Genomic DNA, 20822 nt, shown 5'->3' with positions numbered 1-20822 from the left:
GAAAATAGCGCCCGTTAGGCGCTATTTTTTTGCTTGACGCCCTATAGCTGCTTGCTTATTGTGTTCTCACACTTAAAACAAAACCTGATTTTATGCACTTAACTTCGCTGTTCTTTTTTGACTTCTTTTTTCTCCAATAATATTTGGAGGCATGGTCGTTGACAGAAGATAAGTCAAAAACGAACAGAAAGCCTCCCACCGGGAGGCTTTTTTACAAGGATTATTTTATGACAGAAAAACAATATTCACTCGATGAGATCCGCATACGTCTCAACGAACTCGATGACCAACTACTGAGTTTGCTCTCTGAACGTCGTAAGTTCAGCATTGAAGTAGCAAAGAGCAAAATTGAAACCGCAAAGCCAGTACGAGATGCAGTACGTGAACAGCAACTTTTGGTCAAACTGATAAATAATGGCAAAGAAAAATATAATTTGGATGCACAATACATCACGAAGTTATTCCACACTATTATTGAAGATTCCGTGCTTCTACAACAATCCTATTTACAGAATTTAGCAAACCCTCAACTCAGCCGTAAACCACTAGCCCGCGTCGCATTTCTAGGCGCAAAAGGTTCCTATTCACACCTTGCAACACGTGAGTATTTCAGCAGAAAAAACACTGAACTGATTGAACTCAATTGTGAGCATTTCAGAGAAGTAACCAAGACCGTAGAATCGGGACATGCCGATTACGGTGTTCTTCCTATTGAAAATACCAGCTCGGGTTCAATCAATGAAGTCTATGATCTTCTACAGCACACAACGCTATATATTGTCGGTGAATTAACATTACCAATTGAACATTGCCTAGTCGCTACTTCTGACCTGAAATTAGAAGATCTCAAAGTACTTTACTCTCACCCTCAGCCTCACCAGCAGTGCAGTGAGTTTTTAAGCCGTCTAAAAGGCGTTAAACTGGAGTCTTGTGCTAGTACGGCTGATGCTATGCAAAAAGTCCAAGAACTGAATCGGAACGATGTGGCTGCAATTGGCAATGCTTCTAGTGGCAAACTTTATGGTCTGCAAGCAATCAAAGGCAATATCGCCAATCAAACAGAAAACCATACTCGTTTTATTATCGTTGCTAGAAAGCCGGTAGAAGTCTCGACTCAAATACCAGCTAAAACTACCTTGATAATGTCTACCTCTCAACAAGCAGGTTCATTAGTTGAAACCTTACTGGTTCTGCAACGATATGGTATCAATATGACTAAGTTGGAATCGCGCCCAATCATGGGTAATCCTTGGGAGGAAATGTTTTATGTTGATCTCGAATCACACTTAGATTCAGTCGAAATGCAGCAATCAATCAACGAATTGATGAAAATAACCAAGCACTTAAAAGTTCTTGGTTGCTACCCAAGTGAAAACGTTAAACCGACCCAAGTAAAACTACAATAATCGTCACTTAGTCAAAATTTTGTCATAAGTCTGCTGACAGATAGCAATAAAGCTCATATAATGCGCGTGTTTTAGTATTATTTATCGCTATGGTATAGGGCTGTCAGCGCACTTTGAATTACGGATAGTTTCCGCAAGTCTTGTGACTCTCATTGTGAACAATGCTCTTCCTCAGACAAATAAGGTTCATCCACTTATATCATGACGAAAGCTCATCTAGGCGCTTTAATGCTTTGTGGTTTTAGCATTTCAATGCCAATACTAAGTTCAGAACTCAATATTTATCTGTGGGAGGATACAATCTCCCCTCAGATCATTTCTGAGTGGAGCGAAAATACTAAAACCAACATTCATCTATATCATTTTGATAATGATGATGAACGCAGCCTGTTAATGGTGAAAAGCCTCCAACTTCCTTTTGATATTGTCGTACTCGATAATGTGTCTGCACTTATATATTCTCGCCTGAAAACGTTTGAAGATTTAAGTGACCTCGAAAATAGAAAATATAATGACAACAAATGGAACCAAGTTTGTGGCTCTCACGCTATTCCTTATTTTTGGGGAACAGTAGGAATAGCCTATAAGAAAAGTAAAGTCATAAAAACCCCCACAAAATGGACTGATTTTCTCGATATGCCCGATACACTTAAAGGTCATGTTGGTATGTTGACCGATACGGTCGAGACTCTATTGCCTGCACTGTATAGCCAATCACAATCCCCAATCACTGATGACCAAGCTGCACTTAAAAAAGCGTATCAGGCAATGCTATCCGTTAATCCCAATATTTTGACCTATGAATATGTATTGAGTTACGTACGAAGCCATCCTGATAGCGATAATTTACACATGGCACTCGCTTATAGTGGTGATCAATACTCACTAAACAAGTACTTTGGAGGAGACGATTGGGATTTCGTCACACCCAATGGTAAACCTTATATTTGGGTAGACTGCTTAGCCATAAATAGTAATTCCAAAAATAAGCAGCAAGCGAAAGCATTCTTAAATTACCTAATGCTTCCAGAAACTGCCGCAACGAATGCAAAAGATATTAAAGCTGCAACACCGAACTTAAGTGCATTAAAATTGATGCCTAATAGCTATAAAAATGATGCATCATTATTCCCAGATCCGACCTTGCTAGAACAAGGCATCATTGATAGTGAATTGATACCGACCAACATCAGTTTAAGAGCAAAAATCATTAACAGTATTTTGGAACAACATGAAGCTCAACAATAGAATCCTGTTACTGATCGCCCCAGTTATCCTTTTGAGTGCAGCGGCGTCGAGTTACATTATTTACTCTAGCCAGAAAGACGCCTTGCTAAAACGTGAGGAAAGCTATCTACAGCTAAGTATGGAAAAGCTCGCAGGGCTGTTTCGCCAGACTCACTCTCTTGTAAATAGTTACGCCTACACACTAACGAAAAGTGACATTATTCGTCATTATGTAGCACATGGAAAAAACCCCTATAGAGAATTAGAATTAGTCGATAATTTTCAGCAAACGTTAGATATTCTTCAATCTCGAGAAGGACGTTTTGTTGCGTTATCTATTTTAGATGGCAGCAAAAATGTACTCTATTATACTGAAAATAGCATTGACCCGTTCGCAACTATTGACAAAAAAGTACTTAACTATGTGCAAGATACTTTTAGTCATACCCAGAAAATATCTGATATTAGCTATATCACTAACTCTAGCGGTGAAGGTATTCTAGTTCGCTATGATGTGCTCGATAAAAAAACGCTAGCTGCACCTCTAAGCTATAACCGAGATCAAATATTTTTTGTCGTTGTCTTCGCTGCATTAGAACAATTTGATCAACTCAGAAAACAAATTGAATTTGATAATCAAAGTACTATTTTTTTCTCTGAAAATTCCAATATAGATAAAATTGGACTGACACAAACCGTTGAATTGAAACCCGGATTGTATGCAACCTTAGATCCAGCTCAGTTTCTTATTAACAATAAGCTCAATATTATTTTGAAACGTTTGGCCTTATCATTTGGCACATCAGCATTTATCACTGTTTTTTTACTACTATTTTTGCTGTATCGCCATGTCATCAAACCAATCTCCCAATTAGACAAACAATTAAAAGAAGTAGAGAATAAGCAGCGTGACAACATTGAGACGCTCGACACCAAAGATGAAATCGGTCGCCTTTCTTCTCGCTTCTATGATATGTATCAAGAGCTTGATACTACTTATAAGAAAACCAAGGCATTAGCTGAATATGATCACCTAACGAAACTTGCAAACCGCCACCACTTTAAACAATCCGTCGAGCGAGTGCTCTCTAATGCACGATATCACGACAATATTTGGGTGCTGTACATTGACCTAGATAATTTTAAATACGTAAATGATAAATATGGTCATCAGGTCGGTGACACCTTGCTCGTCAATTTTGCCCAGCATGTTCGTTCATTAAGCCACTTCTTCTACACTCAATACCAAGTCAAAAATTTAGCTGCTCGCCTTTCTGGTGATGAATTTTCGATATTTATTTCAGCTCCTAGCTCCTTTAGCCAAGGAGCCACAGAGTTTGCGAGTCAGTTATTAGCTCCTATCCAAAATCAAAGTAATTCTCCGCTAGGCAATTTCCCTATCACAGCGAGTATTGGCATAGCCACTTATCCCTTTGATGGAAATACCCTTGAGAAACTACTGTTGAATGCTGACACAGCCATGTATCAAGCAAAGAATGCGGGCAAAAACCAAATTGCTTACTATTCACCCGATCTCGATAAAGGCGTTCAGCGTAGAGCAAATATTGAACAAGCATTACGGTTGGGCGATTTTGAACGAGAATTTAGCCTTGTTTATCAGCCCTATTTAAATCGCAATGGCAACACGATTGCGGGGGTAGAAGTTTTACTTCGCTGGGAATCTAAGCAATTAGGACTAGTGTCGCCAAAAGAGTTTATTCCTATTGCCGAACAAACTGGGCTATTTGGTAGTATTGACCGATGGGTTATTCGCAGCGCTTTCAAGGAGTTTCACGTATTACAAGCCATTAGTGAACATCCCGTGCAAGTGTCAATAAACCTTTCATCAGCAGAACTGAACACATTGCAATTAGCACATTACATTCACAAACATGCACAAGAAAATGCGATTCCCCCACATTTGATTGATTTTGAAATCACAGAAACTTTTTCCACCAACTCTAAAGGGTTTCCTCTACTCCATGAACTTTCTCATTTAGGATATGGGCTCGCGATAGATGATTTTGGTTCTGGTTACACCTCGATCACACAGCTTGTGCAATATCCGGTACAAAAAATTAAATTTGATCGACTATTTTTGGATACACTCATTGCAACCAATAATCAAAAGGTCATTAAGCCACTGATCGACTTATGCCACTCTCAATCGATGCTAGTGACTGCTGAAGGTATTGAAAATCAAGAGATGCATCACTGGCTTGCCGGCTATCATTGTGATTATATGCAAGGGTATTATTTTGCAAAACCTATGACCTTGAATGCCCTCGCTTCATGGCATAAACAACAAAAAGAACTAAGCCTAACTTATGAAAAACGTGACCATTGCCTCTCTTAACCCAGCAAAAATTAACGCGGTACGTAGTGCATTTGAAAGTGTATTTCCACAACAACAATTTGCCTTTACTGGTGTCAGCGTTCCAAGCGGTGTTGCTGATCAACCAATGAGTAATGATGAAACTCATCTAGGCGCGCTTAATCGTGTCCAACATGCTAAAGAAATTTATCCTGGCGCTGATTATTACGTCGGGTTAGAAGCGGGCATAGAAGGGAATGTGACCTTTGCTTGGATGATCATCGAATCGGACACTCATCGTGGGGAATCTCGCTCAGCAAGTTTGATGTTACCGCCTATCGTCTTAGAAAAATTGGCCACCGCCAATGAGCTGGGAGATGTGATGGATGAGGTATTTGCGACGGAAAATATCAAACAAAAAGGAGGGGCGATTAGCCTGTTGACACAAAATCAACTCACTCGCAGCTCGGTCTATCAGCAAGCGCTGATTTTGGCCTTAATTCCGTTTACTAACCCAAGCCATTTTCCTGCAAACTTATCAGCGTAGCGCAAGCCAAACTAGCGCTACGCTGAACTCGCCCATTTTATTTCAGTAATAAAGCGGCGAGTTGAGACTTTTCTTGATCTGATTTGGTTTTCAGCTCGTTAGAACCTCGCGTAATCGTCGCAATCCCTACCCCTAACATTTGGCTAATTTGCCGCTGTGATAATTCACCCTTAAATAACTCACATAAAATATTGGCTCTCGCGACCAACGATTCTCGCTCATCCGGTGTCATCATCATCGTAAGTAGCATTTCATGCTGATCTTGCTCAGCGGCATGCTTGACCAATGTCATTAGCTGTTGCCAGTCTGTGTACTCTGGTTGTTGCGACATGTTTGTACTCGCTAGGTGATACATTAAGGCTATTGTAGAACTTTCATCTACTATTGGAATCAATATTTTGCATCAATTTCGTTTGCGTTAAGAAATTGACCTTCAACACCCATCAAATCTCGGTAATAGATTTCAAACATTAAAATGTTTTGCACATAGCCCCGAGTTTCTTTAAACGGAATCGCTTCAATAAAGGCATAGGCATCTAACTTGCCTTGGGTCTTCTCTCGCCATTGATTGACCCGACTAGGACCTGCATTATAAGCAGCAAAAGCAAAAATTCGGTTGTTATCGTATTGCTCTAGCAAACCATTCAAATAATGGCTTCCGATCTCAATATTCTTACCCACTTGATATAATTCATCTTCACCATTGTAGGTTAGCTGATACTTTTTAGCGGTATAGCTTGCTGTCCTCGGCATTATTTGCATAATGCCGCGAGCACCGACTGGAGATTGAGCCTCAACATCCATGCCACTTTCTTGGCGAGCTAAAGACATTAACATGATCGGGTCTATGCCATGCTTTTGCCCATAAAAATTAAACCACCATTGATGAGCTAATGGAAAACGCAGTTGGGTGTTATCCCACATTTTTGCAGCAATTGAAGCAGTAACCGTTAAGTGGTGCCAATTTTGAGAGGCCGCATAAGCCGCTAACATCTCTTTTTCTGGCTCCGATACACGCTCAAGCAACCATCGCCATTCGCTTTTTGCTGCGGTAATCTTATCGCGATCAATCAATTCTTGAATTCGCGTTAAGGTGGTTTGATGTGGCTTTAATAGAGTAACGTTTAGCTCGATAGATGAAGTGGGATAGTTAATCGATTGTTTAACCACAGTGGCTGCAGCCACACTGTAAAAATTGCGCTGCCCAACAATAGATTGCAAACGCTGCATCCCCTTGCTGGTATTTCCTAACTCGATTTCAGCTCTTGCAAGCCAATACTGCCAACGAATACTAGATTGCTTCTTCGCTGGTAATTGTTCAATCCAATACTGTAAACCACGCCAGTCTGCCGCTTGTAATGCCAGACGAATTCGCAGCTCTTTCAGAGTGTTATTTGAGCTTTGCGCAATAATGTTATCTCGCCATGTCATTAATAGCTCATCTTCGCTATCCAATAATCGTCTGGCGATGTAGTCAGCCAGTTTCTGACTCGGCTCTCCACTTAAAACTTTGCCTTCAAGCAAGCTTTGATAAACACCTTGCGCTAAAGCGGCGTCTTTACGTGCCAGTTTTTCTAACGAAAATTGAATTAACTGCTGGTGAAAATCATCATTCACATTGTGTTTAGCAAAAGTTATCACTTGGTCAGGATTCGCGTACAGATCGAGCAAAGATTGCGCGATTACCAATGACTTTTCGAGCTTCAGTTTTTTCTGTAGATATTTCATCAGCGTTAGATTTCGTTTATCAAACGCTAGTAGCATACGCTTGAGCACCCAATCATCCGTCAATCCACCCTGTTGTTCCCAAGCACTAAATAAAGGATCGCAAGCATCTGCAATACTGTTGCCACTCAACCAAAGTTGCTTGGCTCCTTTAAAAGCAACATCTCGATGTCCAGTTTGGTAATGAGCATTGTAATAATGGCAACGATACAATTCGTCATTGGGTTCGTATTTTTGAAACGCTAACAAGGTCGACCATTTTTCTTTGGCTGCTAAAGCATCCAAATAAGGTGCACGAATACGATAAGAAAAGGGAAAAGTTGCATGCGAATCAATAAAGACCTGCACGGCTAATGGCGGCTTATCACCAAGATCAACCAAAAATGCTCGATAATCCACATAGGGTGTTAAGGGATAATCTGCGATCTTTTTTCTGAGTTTTTTAAATTCATCAACCTTGTTTTCATCAAGCAACTGTTGTGCTTGATCATAGAGCTCTCGCTGGCTATCCAAATCCAGTGTTGAGCCAGAAAACGCTGTGCCGCTCATCAATGAAGTCAAAGCTATCACTGATGAAAAAAGACAATGCGGCTTAAAAAAATGCATAAGCGTCATGTGCTCTCATCCTATCTAAAGCGAGGGGGAATTCACTTCCATTACGCTTATTCTAGATAGAAATGTAAAGCATCTATATGTAAATAATATTAAATTCATAAAACTGCGACATATGCATCAAGTAACTCAATGCTTGTTGGTTAAAGCATATCCAAATCTAGATAACTTGAAGACGCAAGTACATCAGAGAGCCACTGACAACCACCACAAAAAATCAAAGCTATAGAAAGGCATTATTTCCGCGTTAAAAACTGGTTAGCTAGTAACAAATAAGCTCACTTTGGTATAAAATAGCCACTTTATTCTGTTACTAAGATTAGGAACAATCGGCAATGGCTGAATACGTATATACCATGTCGCGGGTAAGTAAAATTGTCCCGCCTAAGCGTCAAATTCTCAAAGACATCTCTCTTAGCTTTTTTCCAGGTGCCAAAATTGGTGTTTTAGGTCTCAATGGTTCGGGTAAATCCACCCTACTGCGTATCATGGCCGGCATTGATACTGATATTGATGGTGAAGCACGTCCACAACCTGGGCTAAAAGTTGGCTACCTTCCTCAAGAACCAATATTGGATGAATCAAAAACTGTACGTGAAGTGGTTGAAGAAGCCGTTGCAGACGTCGCAGGTGCGCTGACCCGTCTTGATGCAGTTTATGCCGCTTATGCTGAACCTGATGCTGACTTTGATGCGCTAGCAAAAGAGCAAGGCGAGTTAGAAGCCTTGATTCAAGCAAAAGATGGCCACAACCTTGAAAACGCCCTAGAGCGTGCTGCTAATGCATTGCGTTTGCCTGAATGGGATGCAAAAGTTGCGGTTCTATCGGGTGGTGAACGTCGCCGCGTAGCAATTTGTCGTTTGTTGCTTGAAAAACCAGACATGCTGCTACTTGACGAACCAACCAACCACTTGGATGCAGAGTCAGTAGCATGGCTTGAACATTTCCTAGTTGATTATTCAGGAACAGTTGTGGCTATCACCCACGACCGTTACTTCCTTGATAATGCAGCAGGTTGGATTCTAGAACTTGACCGTGGTGAAGGTATTCCATGGCAAGGAAACTATACTTCTTGGCTAGAGCAGAAAGATGAGCGTTTGAAGCAAGAGTCATCGCAAGAAAGTGCTCGTCAAAAAACGATTGAGAAAGAACTTGAGTGGGTACGTAAAAACCCGAAAGGTCGTCAAGCAAAATCCAAAGCACGTATGGCTCGATTTGAAGAGCTAAACACGACAGATCACCAAAAACGTAATGAAACCAACGAACTTTTCATTCCGCCGGGTGAGCGCTTAGGTGATAAAGTGCTGGAAGTTACGAACCTGACTAAATCTTTTGGTGATCGCGTTCTGATTGATAACTTGTCATTCAGCATGCCTAAAGGTGCCATCGTTGGCATCATTGGTGCCAACGGCGCTGGTAAATCGACTTTATTTAAGATGCTAAGCGGTGTCGAGCAACCTGACTCGGGGACGATCGAGTTAGGTGACACGGTTAAATTGGCTTCAGTTGATCAGTTCCGCGATAGCATGAACGATAAGAACACCGTCTTCCAAGAGATTTCTGAAGGCGCTGACATCATTAAGATCAACAACTTTGAGATTCCAGCTCGTGCCTACTGCTCACGCTTTAACTTCAAAGGTGTCGATCAACAAAAAGTGATTGGTGAACTCTCTGGTGGTGAGCGTAACCGTGTGCACTTAGCAAAACTGCTTAAAGCAGGTGGTAACGTACTGTTACTCGATGAACCAACCAACGACCTTGATGTTGAAACACTACGAGCACTAGAAGAAGCCTTGCTAGAATTCCCTGGTTGCGCAATGGTTATCTCCCACGACCGTTGGTTCTTGGACCGTATTGCTACGCACATTCTTGATTATCGTGATGAAGGCCAAGTTAACTTCTACGAAGGCAACTACAGTGAGTATACCGATTGGTTAAAACAAACCTTAGGTGCTCAAGCAGCAGAACCACACCGTATTAAATATAAGCGTATTGCTAAGTAATCCATTTACTCTTTTGAGGCCGCTGTTAAGCGGCCTTATTTTTATGGGTAGTAAATACTCTCTCACTTTCTTAAAAAGTCGCGCAAATTCATCCTTAAGAAGGTTCATGACTCAAACGTTGTTGATGAAAAATGATGCTAGGTTTGCAAAGGTGAGGAGTTGATTCGCGACACCATCGCGAATTCGGTCTAAACTCACTAGATAATGATTGATCACTAATATAGAGCCGATACTGTAATAGTAAAGGCTCAACAAAGAGAGTGTAACATGATTGAAAGACGCCGCTTTTCACGCATTATCTACCAGATGCCAGCCAATGTGGTACAAGGTTCCCATCACATCGCCACCACCATTCAAGATTTGTCTCTTCATGGGTTATTACTCTCAAGCCCAAAGAGCGATAAACTCAACATCAACGAAACCGCTCAAGTCGAATTTACCCTACCTGAAAGTGATATAACCATTAACTTAGTCGCTAATTTAATCAGCATTAATAACAACGTTATTCGCGCGATCATTGATCATATTGATATCGACAGCATTGCTCACTTAAGACGCTTGGTTGAGTTGAATGTAGGGGATGATGCCTTGCTCCACCGCGAGCTCGAATACTTATCAGATTTAGGGGATATTGATGCGGAGTAAAAGCGTCGTTTCCATTTTTATCAATGGAAACGACTTTGCTCAATAATGGGGCGTTTTTAGCTTTCAAGCAATTGATAAACTGAGTTCAGCCTATCCACTTAAGCTCGGTGAATCGCATCATTGGCTTGCTTGAGTAAGTTTTGGCTTTCTAGCATAAATTGTTGTGAGTAATCGCCAAACCATTCACTAACTTTAGAAAAGTTTTCAACAAATGCCTGTTTATCATGGCCATCCAACACCTTCATTGCTTCTCCAAAGCACTGATGGAAACGTTTAATCATCTCGACATTCTCTTCTGACGACAAAATAATGTCCCCATACAGATTCGGATCTTGACCAAACAAACGCCCGACCATCGCTAATTCCAATCGATAAATTGGCGAGCTCAATTGGAGCAGTTTTTGGATGTTGGGATTTTCCTTTGAAAGATGTAACCCATAAACAAATGAAGTGAAGTGACGTAGCGCTTGGATTAATGTCATACCGTGATCATGCTCAGCCGCATCGATCTGGCATAGGCTTGCCCCCCAAATAGAGAACTGCTTCAGAAGCCATTGGTAGTTCACTTCTCCACGACCATCACAATAAACAATCACTTGTTTCGCTAGGCTAGGAACATCAGGTCCAAACATAGGATGTAAGCCAACAACAGGGCCTTGGTGAACCGACATCATGGCTTGCAACGGTTTGGATTTGATCGAAGTAAGATCACACAAGATGCAGTCTGGCGGTAAGTTGCCCAGTTTTTCGATCACACCAACAGTCAAGTGAATAGGAACAGTAACTACGACCAAACCAGCATTGTGCAACATGTCATCAGCTTTATGCCAATCTTGACTGCCGAGTACTTTAACTTGGTAACCGGATAGTTTGAACATACGACCAAATAAACCACCTAGCTGTCCATTACCACCAATGATCACCACCGAACGCAGTTCAGGATTTAAACACTTAAAGCCTGAATCTTTTTCACTGGCATAGGACTCACGCATGGTGCGACGCAAAATATCTTCGATTAATTGAGGGGGGACGCCTTTTTTCTCGGCTTCGGCGCGGCGAGAAGCAAGCATTGCTGCTTCTCTATCTGGCGCATAGATAGGTAAACCGTGCAGGCTTTTCACTTCCCCCACTTTCTCGACTAAAGCTAAACGACGAGCCAATAACTCCACCATTTGTTTATCAACAGCATCAATTTGATCACGTAATTCGTTAAGTTCAACAGCCATGGTACTTCCTTCTACTGACCTTTTAGTCGATTTTCTAAGAACGGAACGAGCTCTAGATGAGCATGGCGTAATAGTGCCTCAGTTGATTGCCAATTGATACACGCATCCGTAATCGAAACACCATAAGCCATTTCACTGAGAGGTAAATCAGATGATTGGCTGCCTTCATTGATATGGCTCTCAATCATCAAACCAATAATAGATTGATTACCCTCACGAATTTGATGAATAACATCTTCCGCAACTAAAGGTTGACGACGGTAATCTTTACGGGAATTAGCATGGCTGCAATCAACCATTAGGGAAGCGTCGAGCTTATGTTTCGCCATCTCTTGTTCACATTCCGCAACAGAGACCGAGTCGTAGTTCGTCTGTTTACCACCACGTAAAATAACGTGTCCATTGGGATTACCCTGAGTAGTAAGCAAAGCCACTTGCCCTTCAGTGCTGATCCCCATAAAACGGTGACTAGAGGAAGCCGCTTGCATCGCATTTATTGCGGTCGCTAAATTACCATCAGTGCCATTTTTAAAGCCAATCGGCATCGATAGACCGCTGGCCATTTCACGGTGAGTTTGTGATTCAGTGGTACGAGCACCAATTGCAGCCCAGCTAAAAGTGTCAGCTAGGTATTGAGGGCTTATCGGGTCAAGTGCTTCAGTCGCAAGCGGGATCTCCATTTCGGCTAGTTCCACTAACAACTGACGCCCGACATGCAAACCATGTTCAATATCAAAACTGCCATCGAGATGTGGATCGTTAATTAACCCTTTCCAACCAACTGTAGTACGTGGTTTTTCGAAATAAACACGCATCACAATGTAAAGCTGATCACTCAACTGTTCAGAAAGGGCTTTTAAGCGCTTGGCGTAATCTTTCGCAGCATCTATATCGTGGATAGAACAAGGGCCACATACCACTAACAATCGATGATCTTTTTTATGAATGATATTGGCGATGGTTTGACGAGAATGCTGAATAAACTGACGAGCTTTATCACTCAGCGGTAACTTTGCTTTTAGTTCATCGGGCGTGATCAACACTTGCTCATCACTGATATTAATATTACTTAGTTCACTTTTCTGCATCTCATCACCTGTATTCTTTTATTTACACAAAAATAAAATTGCGCTTAAAAACCGATGAATGACAAATTATCAGGCTTAAAAAACATTGCAAGTGTAAATTATAAAAAACATTTAGTGTAAACTTAAATTTACATTTATTTTTATCGTGCTTTAAGGCAAAAAGTATAAGATGACGCGTGTTTTATTCCGTCTATCTCCCCTAAAATGTCCATTATTACCACTTACTGAGTCAGACTTACTGGGATTTACCATGGATTTAATCCTTTCACTGCTGCAACAGATGTGCGTTTACCTAGTGCTGGCTTACATGCTGAGTAAAACGCCGATTTTTCTACCGCTGCTGAGCATTTCAAATCGGATTAGCCATAAAATCAGCATCTATGTGCTATTTTCGCTGTTTTGCATCATGGGAACCTACTTTGGTTTACAAATCAATGACGCTATAGCCAATACGCGCGCGATTGGCGCGGTGATGGGCGGTTTATTTGGTGGTCCTGTGGTTGGCTTTGCTGTCGGTTTTACAGGAGGTATGCATCGTTATACTCTAGGTGGTTTCACCGATGTCGCCTGCACGATTTCAACAACGGCAGAAGGGCTGATTGGTGGCTTGCTGCACACTTACTTGCTACGTAAAAGCAAAGGACGCTTACTGTTTAGTCCTAGCATTGTGTTCGCTGTTACCCTATTTGCCGAAATTGTGCAGATGCTACTCATTTTGTTAGTCGCCAAACCGTTTAGTGAAGCTTATGCATTAGTCTCGACCATTGCAGCACCAATGATCATCGCCAATTCAGTTGGCGCTGCGCTGTTTATGAGCATTCTGCAAGATAGGAAAACCATTTTTGAAGAGTACTCAGCCACATTTTCTCGGCGTGCTCTCAACATTGCCGAACGCTCTGTCGGAGTATTAGCCAACGGCTTTAACCCACAAAATGCAGGCAAAGTGGCACGCATTGTTTACGAACTCACCAACGTCGGTGCAGTATCCATTACTGACCGAGAAAAGATTCTCGCTTTCGTTGGTATTGGGGATGATCACCATAAACCAAATACGCCTATCTCCTCCCAGAGCACACTCGATGCGATCACTAGAAATAGTATTATTTACCTTGATGGTAAAGATTCACCTTATCAATGTTCTTTGTCGAAGAGCTGCAAACTTGGGTCTGCACTCATTATTCCACTACGAGCAGGGGATCGAGTAATTGGAACCATCAAACTGTACGAACCGAAACGGAAGTTATTTTCAACCATTAATATGTCGATGGCTGAAGGAATCGCTCAGTTGCTATCAAGCCAGATCTTATATGGTGAATATCAACAAAAGCAGATGCTACTTTCGCGAGCTGAAATCAAGCTATTGCATGCTCAAGTGAACCCTCACTTTCTGTTTAATGCACTCAACACCATCAGTGCTGTTATTCGTCGAGATCCCAATAAAGCACGAGATTTGATTCAGCATTTATCACATTTCTTTCGCAGTAATCTCAAACAAAATATTGAAACCGTCACACTCAAAGATGAAATTGCTCACGTCAAAGCTTACTTAACCATCGAACAAGCTCGCTTTGCTGATCGTTTAGAAGTTGAAATTGAAATTGAAGATTCATTACTTGAACGCAATGTTCCTAGCTTTACGTTACAACCCTTGGTGGAAAATGCCATTAAACATGGTACTTCAAATTTATTAGCTGAGGGGAAAGTCCGCATTTTTAGCCAACAGCAAGCCGAAGGATATCGAATCGTTGTTGAGGATAATGCGGGCAGTTACCAGGTGCCAAGTGAAGACTACGATGGACTGGGCATGCAAATCGTCGATAAACGATTAACCAATAAATTTGGACCGCAATCTACACTTAAAACAGAAGTATTGGCAAATCAATACACACGAATGAGCTTTCTCATTCCTTATAAAGGATCTTATTAAGGGAATCACATGCTTACGGTACTGGTCATTGATGATGAGTTATTCGCTCGGGAAGAGCTGATAGAACTGCTAGAAGAAACAGGACAAATTAACGTTGTTGGTCAGGCAAGCAATGCCATTGAAGGGCTAAAGAAAATTAATCAATTAAAACCCGATGTGGTTTTTCTTGATATTCAAATGCCACAGATAACAGGTATTGAATTACTGGGTATGCTTGACCAAGAAACCATGCCTAATGTGGTTTTTGTGACCGCTTACGATCAATATGCAATCCAAGCTTTTGAAGATAACGCCTTTGATTACCTACTCAAACCAGTAGATACCGAACGTTTGAAAAAGACTATCCAGCGTTTGGTTCGCAGTGATAAGAAAAAAAGCGATGCTTCCATCTTAGCACCAACCTGCTTAGACCAAGTACCATGCATCGGCCTAAATCGGATTGTGATCCTTGCCACCAAAGATGTTGAGTTTGCTTATAGCGATATTAGTGGTGTACATGTGCAAACAGATCAACAGCGAGCCACCAGCCAATTAACGCTCAAAGTTTTAGAAGAAAAAACGCCTTTGGTGCGATGTCATCGCCAATATTTAATTAACACCAAAGCTATTAAAGAGATCAAGTTGTTAGAAAATGGGCTGGCAACCATCGTCACTCGGAGCGAACATCAGGTGCCCGTTAGCCGCCGTTATCTCAAAAGTTTGAAAGAAGTATTGGGCTTCCATTAAGCCACTGACCAAAACGCCACAATAATCGATAGTGTGGCGTTTTATTGTTTTCTAACCCAACATGCGCTTGATCGCTTCCGAAGCTTGTTTCCACTGAGTCGAGCTGTGCAACTGCGATAACGTAAATGACTCGCGCTTAAGCAACCCCTCAGCGGCAGGGACGTTTAATATCGGTAAATTGTCCAAGACTTCAACCTGAGCATCGCGTTGGTTACACACTAAAAGCATGTCGCACCCCGCCACCAATGATTGATGAGCACGCTCTGCTGGCCCGCCCATGACAGACGCCCCCTCCATAGTAAGATCATCAGAGAAAACCAGTCCTTTAAACCCTAATTGCTGACGTAAAATCTGTTTTAACCAGTATTGTGACCCACTTGCTGGCTGCGCGTCATACTGAGGGTAAATAACATGTGCTGGCATCATCGCATCTAATAATCCCGCTTCAATTTGGATTTTAAAAATCGCCATATCGGCATCAAAAATAGTGTCTCGCAGGTCATACGGCGTTTCTAAATGTGAATCGGCAATAACACCACCGTGCCCTGGGAAATGCTTTCCAGTCGTTGCCATACCAATCTCTTTCATTCCCTGCATATAAGCGGAGCTATAACGAATGATGGTATCGACATCATGGCCAAATGCGCGACTCCCAATAGCTTTACACTCATGGCCTTTATCCAGTACTGGCGCAAAACTGAGATCGATATCATGGGCAATCAATTCCGCAGCCATCAGCCAACCACCTTGTCGAGCAAGCACTTCACCATTGCTGTGCTGCGCATAATCTTGTGCGGCAGGGATCAGCGAAAAGCCCTCTCGAAAACGCTGAACACGACCACCTTCTTGATCAACACCAATCAAAATGGGACGTTTCGCCGCTTGACGAATGGCTTTATTAAGAGCCAAAAGTTGCTGGCTATCATGGTAATTACGAGCAAATAAGATCACGCCACCTACTGTTGGGTGCTCAAGAATATCTTTGTCTTCAGCGCTCAGTTCACAACCAGCCACATCTAGCCATAACGGTCCCATGCTTACTCCAATAATTTGGTTAAATAGTTAATTTGACGAGATTATTCGCTTTGAATTTCTATTACAATGCTTTTGTTTGGGCCAATAACAATGGAAATAGGAGCAGCCAATGACAACTAATGAACGTTACATCGGTGTCATGTCAGGTACTAGCATGGATGGGGTCGATACCGCCTTAGTAGAAATTAATGATCAGCACATCCGCTTACTGGCTCATGATGATTTCCCGATGCATGATGCATTAAAACAGCGGTTACTTGAAATCTGCATCGGCCAGCCAACCAATTTAAAAATGATCGGGGAACTTGACCACCAGCTCGGCCATCTCTTTGCCAAAGCAGTCCATGCGCTATTGGATAAATCCGGCTATCAGGCAAGTGATATTCGAGCGATTGGTTGTCATGGCCAAACCGTGTTCCATCAACCGACTGGTGATTACCCATTTACCATGCAAATCGGTGATGCCAACATCATTAGTACTCAAACGGGTATTGATACCGTTGCTGATTTTCGCCGCAAAGACATGGCGCTCGGTGGACAAGGTGCCCCACTAGTTCCGGCTTTCCACGATACCATTTTCAAATCGACAGATTCAACGGTTGTGGTACTCAACATAGGGGGTATTGCTAATATTTCAGTACTTCAACCGCAGCAAAAAGTTCTCGGTTATGATACTGGCCCTGGCAACATGTTGATGGATGCGTGGTGTTTCGAGCACACCGGGCATTCGTTTGATCTCGATGGTGCTTGGGCAAGAACAGGGCAACTCCATCAACCACTGCTAACCCTTTTATGCCAAGAACCTTATCTTGCCTTGAGCGCGCCTAAAAGTACCGGAAGAGAGCTATTTAATCGGCCATGGTTACAACAAAAAATCGCGGGGTTATCTGTAGCGGCGCAGGATATTCAACGTACCTTATGCGAATACACGGCACTAACCATTGCCACTGAAGTGAATCAATACCAATTCGGTCCACATCCAGAACTCTTATTGTGTGGTGGCGGAGCTCGCAACCCCTTGCTTGTTGAATGCTTACAAACCCATCTACCTAACTGGCGTATTGCACCAACCAGCAGCAAAGGCGTGGATAGTGACTACATGGAAGCGATGGCGTTTGCTTGGCTCGCTCAACGAAGAATGCACAACCTGCCAAGTAATTTACCTGAAGTTACCGGTGCACGCGGCCTCGCTTCGCTTGGGGTAATTTATTCTGCTCATTAATCAGTAAGGAATGTTATGACCAACGATGCGCTTATTGCTGCACTTTCTCATTTGGTGTCTGATGCTGGCAACCCAGAAGCAAGGGATATCGACCAGCTACCTACTTTAAAAATTGCTGAAAGTAGTAATCAGAAGTTACTCGCCCGAGCAGTACGAATTGTAATGCAAGCAACAGATTGCGAAAGAGCAGAAGCAGAGACGCTTTTAGAACAAACTCACAACAATACAAAAGTCGCCATTTTGATGAGCTTAACTGAGCTAAACTACCAGCAGGCAATGGAAAAGCAGGCTGAATCCGACGCTTTTTTACGTCGTTCGATGGAAGAAGGTGAGAGCCATTAGTGGCTCTCGTTGATTTTAATCAAAGAGACAACCGTTTCGCCCTCTACAGGTTCAAATACCTGTGTATCATGGTACATCTGAATTCGACCTTTTAAGTTCACAACAAACAGAGGCAGCACAAAACTTTCTTTATGTCGCTGTAGATAATCTTGATAAGTAAAGTTTCCGCTCAATTTGGTATGTTTAACTTCCGCACCTTGGTTGATCAAACTGGCCAGTTTTTTATAGATCACTTCACCATTAAACAATGACAAACCATGATATTCCTGAGTCACTTTATGCTTATCGCTACTGCTACTATTAAGGTGATCATTCAGACAAAAAACCCGCTTTTCACCAAAATAACAGCAACAGCAAGAGAGATAAGAGGAAATAGCAATCCACCGAGTAAAGCTTGAGGCTGCAACCACCCCGTTAGGGGACCAACAACTAGCCATGCGATCAATAGAAATAAAATAGCTGGCAGTCGCAAGCGCCATGCTAGACATTGACACGCTAAACCAAGAACGCCAATAGCCGCAATGGACAAAGCGATAAACTCTTCATGCATATACTTTCTCTAAAAAAGAGTGTTGTAGTGGTGATACTTTAAATGGGCAAACTAGTTTGTGAATTCATTCCAACCGCGTTGCCATTCCATACGAAATTTCTGCGCCTCATCAGTGCCTTCACACACCCCTTCATAAAATTGGCCAGACAACCCCATTTGATAGGCAAAATTAGGATTGCAATACTCTTTAACACCTTGCGTATAACCTAACTCGTAATCCGCTTGTTTGACCGAGCCTAGTTCTGATAACAATTTATAACTGCGTTGGCTGTGACCAGCCACACCGTCTTGATAACCAATTTGCTGCCAGTTGCCTTGTTGAGCAAGCTCAGCCTCAGAAGCAACACAACCCGTTAAAGCCATTACAACCAACACTACATTTAACTTTTTCATTATTTTCCTTAATTTATGCTTTTTATTCAGCCTAGCAGTTAACGTAAAAAATGACGACTCATTGCCACATCGTCGTACAAAATGCCACTAATTGAAGGACAACACCAATCTATTATCAAGTGAGGGTATGATAAATACTGAAAACCACTTATTGAGTAAAATAACCATTAAAGTGTCTATATTGCCACTGACCTGAAAAGGGCAGGTTTATTGTTAATGGAGCCTTTATTATCGACAGTGAGCTTAATTCATTAATAAAGGACAATTGCTATGATGTGGTTTCTAACCTGTGTCGCAGCGCTACTTGCTGGATATTTCATCTACGGTGCTTTCGTAGAAAAAGTGTTTGGAGTTAACGAAAACCGTAAAACCCCTGCCCACACAAAATCTGATGGTGTCGACTATGTTCCGATGTCGACCAAAAAAGTTTACTTAGTACAACTATTGAACATCGCTGGTGTCGGCCCTATTTTTGGCCCGATCATGGGCGCATTATACGGCCCTGCGGCTATGTTGTGGATTGTTGTTGGCTGTATCTTCGCTGGCGCTGTGCATGACTACTTTTCTGGAATGCTATCCATCCGCAACGGTGGTGCTTCTGTACCAACCATTACTGGCCGCTACCTAGGCAATGGCGCAAAACACTTTATGAACATCTTTGCCATTGTTTTGCTTTTACTGGTCGGTGTTGTTTTCGTATCAGCTCCTGCTGGCATGATCACTAATCTTATCAATGAACAAACTAGCCTAACAGTTAGCATGACTTCTATGGTTGTGATCATTTTCGCTTACTATATTCTGGCGACGATTGTACCAGTTGATAAAATCATTGGTCGCTTCTACCCACTGTTCGGTGCACTACTGATCTTTATGTCAGTTGGCTTGATGACCGCAATTGCACTATCTAGCGAACATACGGTAATGGGTGGCTTTGAGATGAGCGACATGTTCACCAACATGAACCCGAATGACCTACCACTTTGGCCAGCACTGTTTATCACCATTGCATGTGGTGCTATTTCAGGTTTCCACGCAACACAATCACCCTTGATGGCTCGCTGTATAGAAAACGAGAAGAATGGGCGCTTTGTATTCTACGGTGCCATGATTGGCGAAGGCATTATCGCGCTTATTTGGTGTGCGATTGCCCTATCCTTCTTTGGTTCTTTAGATGCATTATCTGAAGCGGTGAAAAATGGTGGCCCAGGCAACGTAGTCTACAGCGCATCATTTAGCTTACTCGGTGTATTCGGTGGCATCATAGCTTTCCTAGGTGTGGTTATTCTGCCAATCACCTCTGGTGATACCGCTTTCCGTTCAAGCCGTTTAATTCTTGCTGAATACTTTAACATGGAGCAAAAAACGCTGCGTAACCGCCTAATGATGGCATTGCCTCTGTTTGTTCTAGGCGCAGTATTAACTCAGGTTGATTTTGGTATCATTTGGCGCTATTTCGGATTTGCAAACCAAACCACAGCCGTCATGATGCTTTGGACAGCTTCAGCCTATCTATTACGTCATAATAAACTGCACTGGATTGCAACGATTCCAGCCATGTTTATGACGACCGTTTGTGCAACTTTCATTTTAAGTAACAGCACATTAGGTTTTGGCTTACCAATACAAATATCAACCATTTCAGGGGTTCTATTCACTCTGGCAGTTACGGGCTATGTGATTAAAATTTCAAAAGGTAAAGGTGATAGCGACTTAGCCGATGATGAAGAACAAGCTAAAGTCGTAACAAAAACCGCGTAATACATACTGTATTTCACAAATAGAAAAGGGGTTCCGTTGCTGGAACCCCTTTTCTCAATCAAGACAAAAATTAATC

16 protein-coding genes, 3 pseudogenes and 1 other annotated feature are annotated in these 20822 nt (G+C 42.1%); of the genes and pseudogenes, 11 read left to right on the top strand and 8 right to left on the bottom strand.

Annotation, left to right across the window (positions count from 1 at the left end; all coding sequences use genetic code 11):
* Positions 1 to 94: 94 nt before the first annotated feature.
* Positions 95 to 216: a sequence feature (Phe leader region), on the top strand.
* Between the two features lie 11 nt (positions 217 to 227).
* The 4 genes from pheA (at position 228) to yjjX (ending at position 5494) form a co-directional block, all read left to right on the top strand.
* The gene (gene pheA / locus AACW06_RS01975; protein ID WP_168523142.1) at positions 228 to 1406 is read left to right on the top strand and encodes a prephenate dehydratase; all 1179 of its coding nucleotides are present in this window, start codon (positions 228 to 230) and stop codon (positions 1404 to 1406) included.
* A 201-nt stretch (positions 1407 to 1607) separates the two neighbouring features.
* Positions 1608 to 2654 (top strand): polyamine ABC transporter substrate-binding protein, encoded by a 1047-nt coding sequence (locus AACW06_RS01970; protein WP_192073768.1) that lies wholly within the window; start codon positions 1608 to 1610, stop codon positions 2652 to 2654.
* A complete protein-coding gene (locus tag AACW06_RS01965; protein WP_192073767.1) occupies positions 2638 to 4989 on the top strand; it encodes an EAL domain-containing protein in 2352 nt (783 codons plus the stop codon). The genes AACW06_RS01970 and AACW06_RS01965 overlap by 17 nt, the downstream gene beginning before the upstream one ends.
* Complete coding sequence (yjjX, locus tag AACW06_RS01960; protein ID WP_053311213.1) at positions 4961 to 5494, top strand: inosine/xanthosine triphosphatase; 534 nt, start codon at positions 4961 to 4963, stop codon at positions 5492 to 5494. Before AACW06_RS01965 ends, yjjX begins: the two co-directional genes overlap by 29 nt.
* 37 nt (positions 5495 to 5531) lie before the next feature.
* Here yjjX and trpR read toward each other — a convergent pair whose 3' ends face one another.
* Both trpR and sltY read right to left on the bottom strand, forming a co-directional pair.
* Entirely contained in the window at positions 5532 to 5825 is a 294-nt protein-coding gene (trpR, locus tag AACW06_RS01955) for a trp operon repressor (RefSeq protein WP_053311214.1), read from the bottom strand.
* Positions 5826 to 5884: 59 nt separating this feature from the next.
* Positions 5885 to 7834 (bottom strand): murein transglycosylase, encoded by a 1950-nt coding sequence (sltY, locus tag AACW06_RS01950; protein ID WP_192073766.1) that lies wholly within the window; start codon positions 7832 to 7834, stop codon positions 5885 to 5887.
* 332 nt (positions 7835 to 8166) lie between these two features.
* On the opposite strand from sltY, the gene ettA reads away from it, so the two are divergent.
* Entirely contained in the window at positions 8167 to 9834 is a 1668-nt protein-coding gene (ettA, locus tag AACW06_RS01945) for an energy-dependent translational throttle protein EttA (protein ID WP_192073765.1), read from the top strand.
* 267 nt (positions 9835 to 10101) lie between these two features.
* On the top strand, positions 10102 to 10479 hold the full coding sequence (locus AACW06_RS01940) for a PilZ domain-containing protein (RefSeq protein WP_192073764.1): 378 nt from the start codon (positions 10102 to 10104) through the stop codon (positions 10477 to 10479).
* Positions 10480 to 10577: 98 nt separating this feature from the next.
* Here the strand turns inward: AACW06_RS01940 and tyrA are convergent, their stop codons facing one another.
* The gene (tyrA, locus tag AACW06_RS01935; RefSeq protein ID WP_171980863.1) at positions 10578 to 11705 is read right to left on the bottom strand and encodes a bifunctional chorismate mutase/prephenate dehydrogenase; all 1128 of its coding nucleotides are present in this window, start codon (positions 11703 to 11705) and stop codon (positions 10578 to 10580) included.
* Between the two features lie 11 nt (positions 11706 to 11716).
* Positions 11717 to 12793 (bottom strand): 3-deoxy-7-phosphoheptulonate synthase, encoded by a 1077-nt coding sequence (locus AACW06_RS01930; RefSeq protein WP_053311219.1) that lies wholly within the window; start codon positions 12791 to 12793, stop codon positions 11717 to 11719.
* Between the two features lie 250 nt (positions 12794 to 13043).
* On the opposite strand from AACW06_RS01930, the gene AACW06_RS01925 reads away from it, so the two are divergent.
* Complete coding sequence (locus tag AACW06_RS01925; protein ID WP_192073763.1) at positions 13044 to 14720, top strand: sensor histidine kinase; 1677 nt, start codon at positions 13044 to 13046, stop codon at positions 14718 to 14720.
* A gap of 9 nt (positions 14721 to 14729) precedes the next feature.
* Entirely contained in the window at positions 14730 to 15446 is a 717-nt protein-coding gene (gene btsR, locus AACW06_RS01920; protein ID WP_192073762.1) for a two-component system response regulator BtsR, read from the top strand.
* Positions 15447 to 15497: 51 nt separating this feature from the next.
* On the opposite strand, the gene nagZ is transcribed toward btsR, so the two are convergent.
* The gene (gene nagZ / locus AACW06_RS01915) at positions 15498 to 16481 is read right to left on the bottom strand and encodes a beta-N-acetylhexosaminidase (RefSeq protein WP_192073761.1); all 984 of its coding nucleotides are present in this window, start codon (positions 16479 to 16481) and stop codon (positions 15498 to 15500) included.
* Between the two features lie 109 nt (positions 16482 to 16590).
* Here nagZ and AACW06_RS01910 point away from each other — a divergent pair, with 109 nt between their 5' ends.
* Entirely contained in the window at positions 16591 to 17703 is a 1113-nt protein-coding gene (locus AACW06_RS01910) for an anhydro-N-acetylmuramic acid kinase (RefSeq protein WP_192073760.1), read from the top strand.
* A 15-nt stretch (positions 17704 to 17718) separates the two neighbouring features.
* A pseudogene (gene murQ / locus AACW06_RS20915) lies at positions 17719 to 17868 on the top strand (N-acetylmuramic acid 6-phosphate etherase); the annotation flags it as partial.
* 173 nt (positions 17869 to 18041) lie between these two features.
* Here murQ and AACW06_RS01900 read toward each other — a convergent pair.
* The 3 genes and pseudogenes from AACW06_RS01900 to AACW06_RS01890 form a co-directional block, all read right to left on the bottom strand.
* A pseudogene (locus AACW06_RS01900) lies at positions 18042 to 18386 on the bottom strand (cation:proton antiporter); the annotation flags it as partial.
* Positions 18383 to 18595: pseudogene (locus AACW06_RS01895) on the bottom strand (cation:proton antiporter); the annotation flags it as partial. The pseudogenes AACW06_RS01895 and AACW06_RS01900, both read right to left, overlap by 4 nt.
* A 51-nt stretch (positions 18596 to 18646) precedes the next feature.
* Positions 18647 to 18988, bottom strand: coding sequence for a DUF2799 domain-containing protein (locus tag AACW06_RS01890; protein WP_053311226.1), 342 nt, complete (start codon positions 18986 to 18988; stop codon positions 18647 to 18649).
* A 270-nt stretch (positions 18989 to 19258) separates the two neighbouring features.
* Here AACW06_RS01890 and AACW06_RS01885 point away from each other — a divergent pair, with 270 nt between their 5' ends.
* A complete protein-coding gene (locus AACW06_RS01885) occupies positions 19259 to 20746 on the top strand; it encodes a carbon starvation CstA family protein (protein WP_192073757.1) in 1488 nt (495 codons plus the stop codon).
* Positions 20747 to 20822: the final 76 nt, after the last annotated feature.

The sequence above is a fragment of the Vibrio sp. S12_S33 genome (genome assembly GCF_963889785.1).
GTDB lineage: Bacteria > Pseudomonadota > Gammaproteobacteria > Enterobacterales > Vibrionaceae > Vibrio > Vibrio aestuarianus.
The sequence above is the reverse complement of the archived record's forward strand: the minus strand, read 5'-3'. Positions and strand labels throughout refer to the sequence as shown.

Coding starts and splice junctions, on each gene's coding strand:
- pheA (WP_168523142.1), top strand. CDS start 228: ATGACAGAAAAACAATATTCACTCGATGAGATCCGCATACGTCTCAAC.
- AACW06_RS01970 (WP_192073768.1), top strand. CDS start 1,608: ATGACGAAAGCTCATCTAGGCGCTTTAATGCTTTGTGGTTTTAGCATT.
- AACW06_RS01965 (WP_192073767.1), top strand. CDS start 2,638: ATGAAGCTCAACAATAGAATCCTGTTACTGATCGCCCCAGTTATCCTT.
- yjjX (WP_053311213.1), top strand. CDS start 4,961: ATGAAAAACGTGACCATTGCCTCTCTTAACCCAGCAAAAATTAACGCG.
- trpR (WP_053311214.1), bottom strand. CDS start 5,825: ATGTCGCAACAACCAGAGTACACAGACTGGCAACAGCTAATGACATTG.
- sltY (WP_192073766.1), bottom strand. CDS start 7,834: ATGACGCTTATGCATTTTTTTAAGCCGCATTGTCTTTTTTCATCAGTG.
- ettA (WP_192073765.1), top strand. CDS start 8,167: ATGGCTGAATACGTATATACCATGTCGCGGGTAAGTAAAATTGTCCCG.
- AACW06_RS01940 (WP_192073764.1), top strand. CDS start 10,102: ATGATTGAAAGACGCCGCTTTTCACGCATTATCTACCAGATGCCAGCC.
- tyrA (WP_171980863.1), bottom strand. CDS start 11,705: ATGGCTGTTGAACTTAACGAATTACGTGATCAAATTGATGCTGTTGAT.
- AACW06_RS01930 (WP_053311219.1), bottom strand. CDS start 12,793: ATGCAGAAAAGTGAACTAAGTAATATTAATATCAGTGATGAGCAAGTG.
- AACW06_RS01925 (WP_192073763.1), top strand. CDS start 13,044: ATGGATTTAATCCTTTCACTGCTGCAACAGATGTGCGTTTACCTAGTG.
- btsR (WP_192073762.1), top strand. CDS start 14,730: ATGCTTACGGTACTGGTCATTGATGATGAGTTATTCGCTCGGGAAGAG.
- nagZ (WP_192073761.1), bottom strand. CDS start 16,481: ATGGGACCGTTATGGCTAGATGTGGCTGGTTGTGAACTGAGCGCTGAA.
- AACW06_RS01910 (WP_192073760.1), top strand. CDS start 16,591: ATGACAACTAATGAACGTTACATCGGTGTCATGTCAGGTACTAGCATG.
- AACW06_RS01890 (WP_053311226.1), bottom strand. CDS start 18,988: ATGAAAAAGTTAAATGTAGTGTTGGTTGTAATGGCTTTAACGGGTTGT.
- AACW06_RS01885 (WP_192073757.1), top strand. CDS start 19,259: ATGATGTGGTTTCTAACCTGTGTCGCAGCGCTACTTGCTGGATATTTC.